Source organism: Arenimonas sp., assembly GCF_035312645.1.
GTDB lineage: Bacteria > Pseudomonadota > Gammaproteobacteria > Xanthomonadales > Xanthomonadaceae > Arenimonas.
Genome location: NZ_DATGBO010000149.1, coordinates 1 through 4392 on the forward strand (window position 1 = coordinate 1; position 4392 = coordinate 4392).

The following is a 4392-nucleotide window of genomic DNA, read 5'->3' on the forward strand; positions in this document are numbered from 1 at the left end:
ACCGCCGCCCAGATCACTTCCAGCACGGCATCAGTCTGTACCAGCACATCATCATTCCAGTACCGCAACACGCGATAGCCGCGATCGTGCAGAAAACCCGCGCGCCTTTCGTCATCGCCCGCGCGCTCGAGATGCTGCCCACCATCAAGCTCGACCACCAGCCTCATTTCAACGCAGACGAAATCCACGATGTAGATCCCGATGCGATGCTGGCGACGGAATTTCAATCCCGCCAATCGACGATCACGCAGGCAGCGCCACATCCTCGCCTCGGCATCGGTTTTCTCACGCCGCAGCCGCCGCTCGAGTTGATGGCTCTTCTTTCCGCGCATTGCATTGTTTCACTGCGATTTGCTCGCCCCTCACCCTAACCCTCTCCCCATGGCTGGGGAGAGGGGACTGGCTCGCTTCGCAGTCAGGTTTTACATTCCCATAACTCGCACGGTGCCAATCCGCCGCCGAAATTTCCGCCATCCCACTCCATCCACCAGCCGGTATGATGGCCCCAGCCATGAAGCCCAGCCTGCAGACACGACTCGGACAGCAGTTGACCCTGACGCCGCAGCTGCGTCAGGCGATCAAGCTGCTGCAGTTGTCGTCGATCGAGCTGGAGCTGGAGATCAATGCCGCAGTCGACAGCAATCCGCTGCTCGAACGCGAGGAAGAGGAAGAAGAATCAGCCCCCGAGCCGACGATCCCGAACAGCGACGCGCCCAGCGAACCCAGCAAGGCCGACAGCGACGGCGAAGCAAACGCGCTCGATGAAACACCGCATTTCGAATGGGACGACGACGGCCAGCCGCGCGGCAACGGCAGCGGCGATAACTACGGCGACGGCGATGATCGCGATGAAGGCACTGCCGCGCCGCAGGACCTGCACGCGCACCTGATCTGGCAATTGCATCTGAGTCATCTCGGCCCGCGCGACCTGATGATCGGCGAGGCGCTGATCGAGGCGATCGGCGATGAGGGTTATCTCGACGCGAGCATCGAAGACATCCAGTCGCTGCTGGCATCGGAATTCCCCGCCGAAGCCGATGAGATCGAAGCCGTGCTGCACCTGATCCAACGCTTCGATCCGGTCGGCGTCGGCGCCCGCAGTCTTTCCGAATGCCTGTGCGTGCAACTGGGACTGCTCAGCACCGACACGCCCGGCCTGGCGCTGGCGCGACAGATCTGCGGCCAGCATCTCGATGTCCTGGCCAAGCATGGCGCGATCAAGCTCGCCGCCCAACTCAAGCAATGCCAGGAAGACATCGACACCGCGATCGCGCTGCTGCGCTCGCTCGATCCCAAACCCGGCGCGCAGATCAGCCCCGGCGAAACCGAATTCATCAGCCCCGATGCGATTGCCTACCGCCAGGGCGGCGTCTGGAAAGTCGCGACATCGGCCAGCAGCCAGCCGCGCCTGGGCATCAACCGCCATTACGAACGCCTGATCGGCAAATCCAGCCGCGACGACGACAGCTACCTGAAAGCGCAACTGCAGGAAGCGCGCTGGCTGATCAAGAGCCTGGAAACCCGCGCCGACACCTTGCTGCGCGTGGCGAAGGCGATCGTGCGCCAGCAAAGCGGCTTCCTCGAACACGGTGCCCAGGCGATGCGGCCGCTGACCCTGCGCGAGGTCGCCGAGGAACTGGACCTGCACGAGTCGACGATCTCGCGCGCGACCACACGAAAATACCTGCGCACGCCGCGTGGCACCTTCGAGTTCAAGTATTTCTTCAGCTCCGGCATCACCACCGATTCCGGTGGCGGCGCCTCGGCCACGGCGATCCAGGCGATGCTGCGCACGCTGATCGGGGCGGAGAATCCGCGCGCACCGCATTCGGACGCCAAACTGGCGGAAATCCTCAAGGCCGAGGGCATCCCCGTGGCCCGGAGAACTGTGGCAAAGTACCGCGAAGGCATGAATATCCCGTCGTCCAACGAACGACAACGTCTGTAAAGGAGGCCGCCGCGCCGCCCAGCCTTGCAATCCCGGGCAAACCCCACCAGATCTGATCACGACACCGGCGCAATGCCGGCAGCGCAGCGAATTTGGCAGTGGCAACAACGACAGGAGGTATGACATGCGTATTGAAATCAGCGGTCATCAGATGGACATCACCCCGGCATTGCGTGATTACGTGACCGAAAAACTGGCCCGCCTGTCCAAGCACTTCGAACAACACCTCGATACCCGCGTCACCCTCACGGTCGACAAGCTCGACCACAAGGCCGAAGCCACCCTGCACACCCCCGGCAAGAACCTGTTCGCCGACGCCAGTGCCGCCGACATGTACGCCGCCATCGATCTGCTGGTCGACAAGCTCGACCGCCTCGTGCTCAAGCAGAAAGAAAAAACCAAGGATCACCATCGCGGCGAATCGGCCGCCCGCTCGGACAGCTTCGGCTGACCCACCTGCGAAATCATGCGTACCCGGATCAGCGCCCGCGAGGTCTTCGACGAGCTGCACGAAAGACTCGACCTGCGCTGGCTGACCGGCCAGCAGGGCGGCGAGCGCCTGCTCGAACGCAGTGAGCAACAAACCCGCCGGCCCTCGCTGGCGGGTTATCTCAACGTCATCCACCCCAACAAGGTGCAGATCATCGGCGCCGCCGAACTGGCCTGGCTCGATACTCTCGATGCGCGCATGCGCTGGGAAAAACTCGAGCAGATCATGGGCTTCGCGCCGATGGCGCTGGTGATCACGCAAAACCAGAACTGCCCGACCGACCTGCGCAACGCCTGCGAAGAATCCAACACGCCACTGTGGGTGTCGCCGCGGCGCGGTTACGAACTGCTCAACCTGCTGCAATACCATCTCGCGCTGTCGCTGGCGCCGCGCGTCACGCTGCATGGCGTGTTCATGGAAATCTATTCGATCGGCGTGCTGATCACCGGCGATTCCGGCGCCGGCAAGAGCGAACTCGCCTTGGAATTGATCAGCCGCGGCCATCGCCTGGTTGCCGACGACGCGCCCGAATTCACCCAGATCGCGCCCGACGTGCTCGACGGCACCTGCCCCGACATGCTGCAGGACATGCTGGAAGTGCGCGGCCTGGGCGTGATGAATATCCGCCAGATGTTCGGCGACACCGCCGTGAAGCGGAACAAATACCTGCGCCTGATCGTGCACCTGATGCGCGTCGGCGATGTTTCTTCGGCGGCGATGTCGCGGCTCACCGGCGAGACCGCCGCGCCGCGCCGCGTGCTCGATCTCGACGTGCCGGAATTCCACCTGCCGGTCGCCCCCGGCCGCAACCTCGCCGTGCTCACCGAAGCCGCCGTGCGCCTGCACATCCTGCGCGTGAAAGGCGCCGACCCGGCCGCGGCCTTCCTCGCCCGCCACGCCACCTTGCTCAACCTCGGACAGGAAATATGAGCGACGAAGCGACACCGACCGCGCGCCCGATGCTGACCGTGGTCAGCGGCCTGTCCGGTTCCGGCAAAAGCGTCGCGCTGCGCACGCTCGAGGATCTCGACTACTACTGCGTCGACAATCTTCCCGCCGAACTGCTGACCAGCTTCGTGCAGAGCATGTCGTGCAACGGCAGCAAGCGCTCGCGGCTCGCGGTGAGCATCGATGTGCGCAACCTCGCCACCGATCTTTCGCGCATCGGCGTGTGGCTGTCGGCGGTCGCCGAACTCGGCTACGACCATCGTCTGGTGTTTTTCGACACGCGCGACGAAGTGCTGGTCAAGCGCTATTCGGAAACCCGACGCCGGCATCCACTCTCGCACCAGGGCCTGCCGCTGTCGGACGCGATCGCGCTCGAACGCCAACGCCTCGGCCCGCTGCGCGCGCTCGCCGACCACGTGATCGATACCACCGATCTCAACGTGCATCAGCTGCGCAAGGCCGTGCTCGCCGAGCTCGAGTCCGGGCACGCGCCGCGCGTATCGCTGCTGTTCGAATCGTTCGCATACAAGCACGGCGTGCCGGTCGACGCCGATTTCGTCTTCGACGCGCGCTGCCTGCCCAATCCGCACTGGGACGCACGCCTGCGTCCGCTCTCGGGCCGCGACGGCGCCGTGCGCGACTACCTCGACGAACAGGACACCGTGCGCGAATACGTCGCCCAAGTCAGCGCCTTCCTCGACACCTGGCTGCCGCGCTTCGAATCCGACACGCGCAGCTACGTCACCATTGCGTTTGGGTGCACCGGCGGCCGCCACCGCTCCGTCTACCTTGCCGAGAAACTCGCCGCGCACTGCCGCAGCAGCGACCGCGAAGACGTCCTCACGTACCATCGCGAATTGGAATAGATCCGCGGGCAAAGGGCGCGAGGCCAGCCATCACCGCGAATTGGAATAGATCCGCGGACAAGGGGCGCGTCGCCAGCCATCACCGCGAATTGGAATAGATCCGCGGACAAAGGGCGCGTCGCCAGCCATCACCGCGAATT

General features: G+C 64.2%; 5 protein-coding genes. 4 read left to right on the forward strand and 1 reads right to left on the reverse strand.

Going from position 1 to position 4392, the window contains the following annotated elements; translation table 11 throughout:
• Positions 1 to 332, reverse strand: a 332-nt coding sequence (locus VKM35_RS13715) for an endonuclease domain-containing protein (protein WP_324321676.1), incomplete at its 3' end; no start/stop codon positions are given.
• Between the two features lie 179 nt (positions 333 to 511).
• Here VKM35_RS13715 and VKM35_RS13720 point away from each other — a divergent pair.
• The 4 genes from VKM35_RS13720 to rapZ all read left to right on the forward strand — a co-directional run bounded on the left by VKM35_RS13720 (position 512) and on the right by rapZ (position 4252).
• Positions 512 to 1948, forward strand: coding sequence for an RNA polymerase factor sigma-54 (locus tag VKM35_RS13720; protein WP_324321677.1), 1437 nt, complete (start codon positions 512 to 514; stop codon positions 1946 to 1948).
• Between the two features lie 124 nt (positions 1949 to 2072).
• Entirely contained in the window at positions 2073 to 2399 is a 327-nt protein-coding gene (gene hpf, locus VKM35_RS13725; RefSeq protein WP_324321678.1) for a ribosome hibernation-promoting factor, HPF/YfiA family, read from the forward strand.
• 15 nt (positions 2400 to 2414) lie between these two features.
• Complete coding sequence (gene hprK / locus VKM35_RS13730) at positions 2415 to 3368, forward strand: HPr(Ser) kinase/phosphatase (protein WP_324321679.1); 954 nt, start codon at positions 2415 to 2417, stop codon at positions 3366 to 3368.
• Complete coding sequence (gene rapZ, locus VKM35_RS13735; protein WP_324321681.1) at positions 3365 to 4252, forward strand: RNase adapter RapZ; 888 nt, start codon at positions 3365 to 3367, stop codon at positions 4250 to 4252. The genes hprK and rapZ overlap by 4 nt, the downstream gene beginning before the upstream one ends.
• The last annotated feature ends 140 nt before the right edge of the window (positions 4253 to 4392 follow it).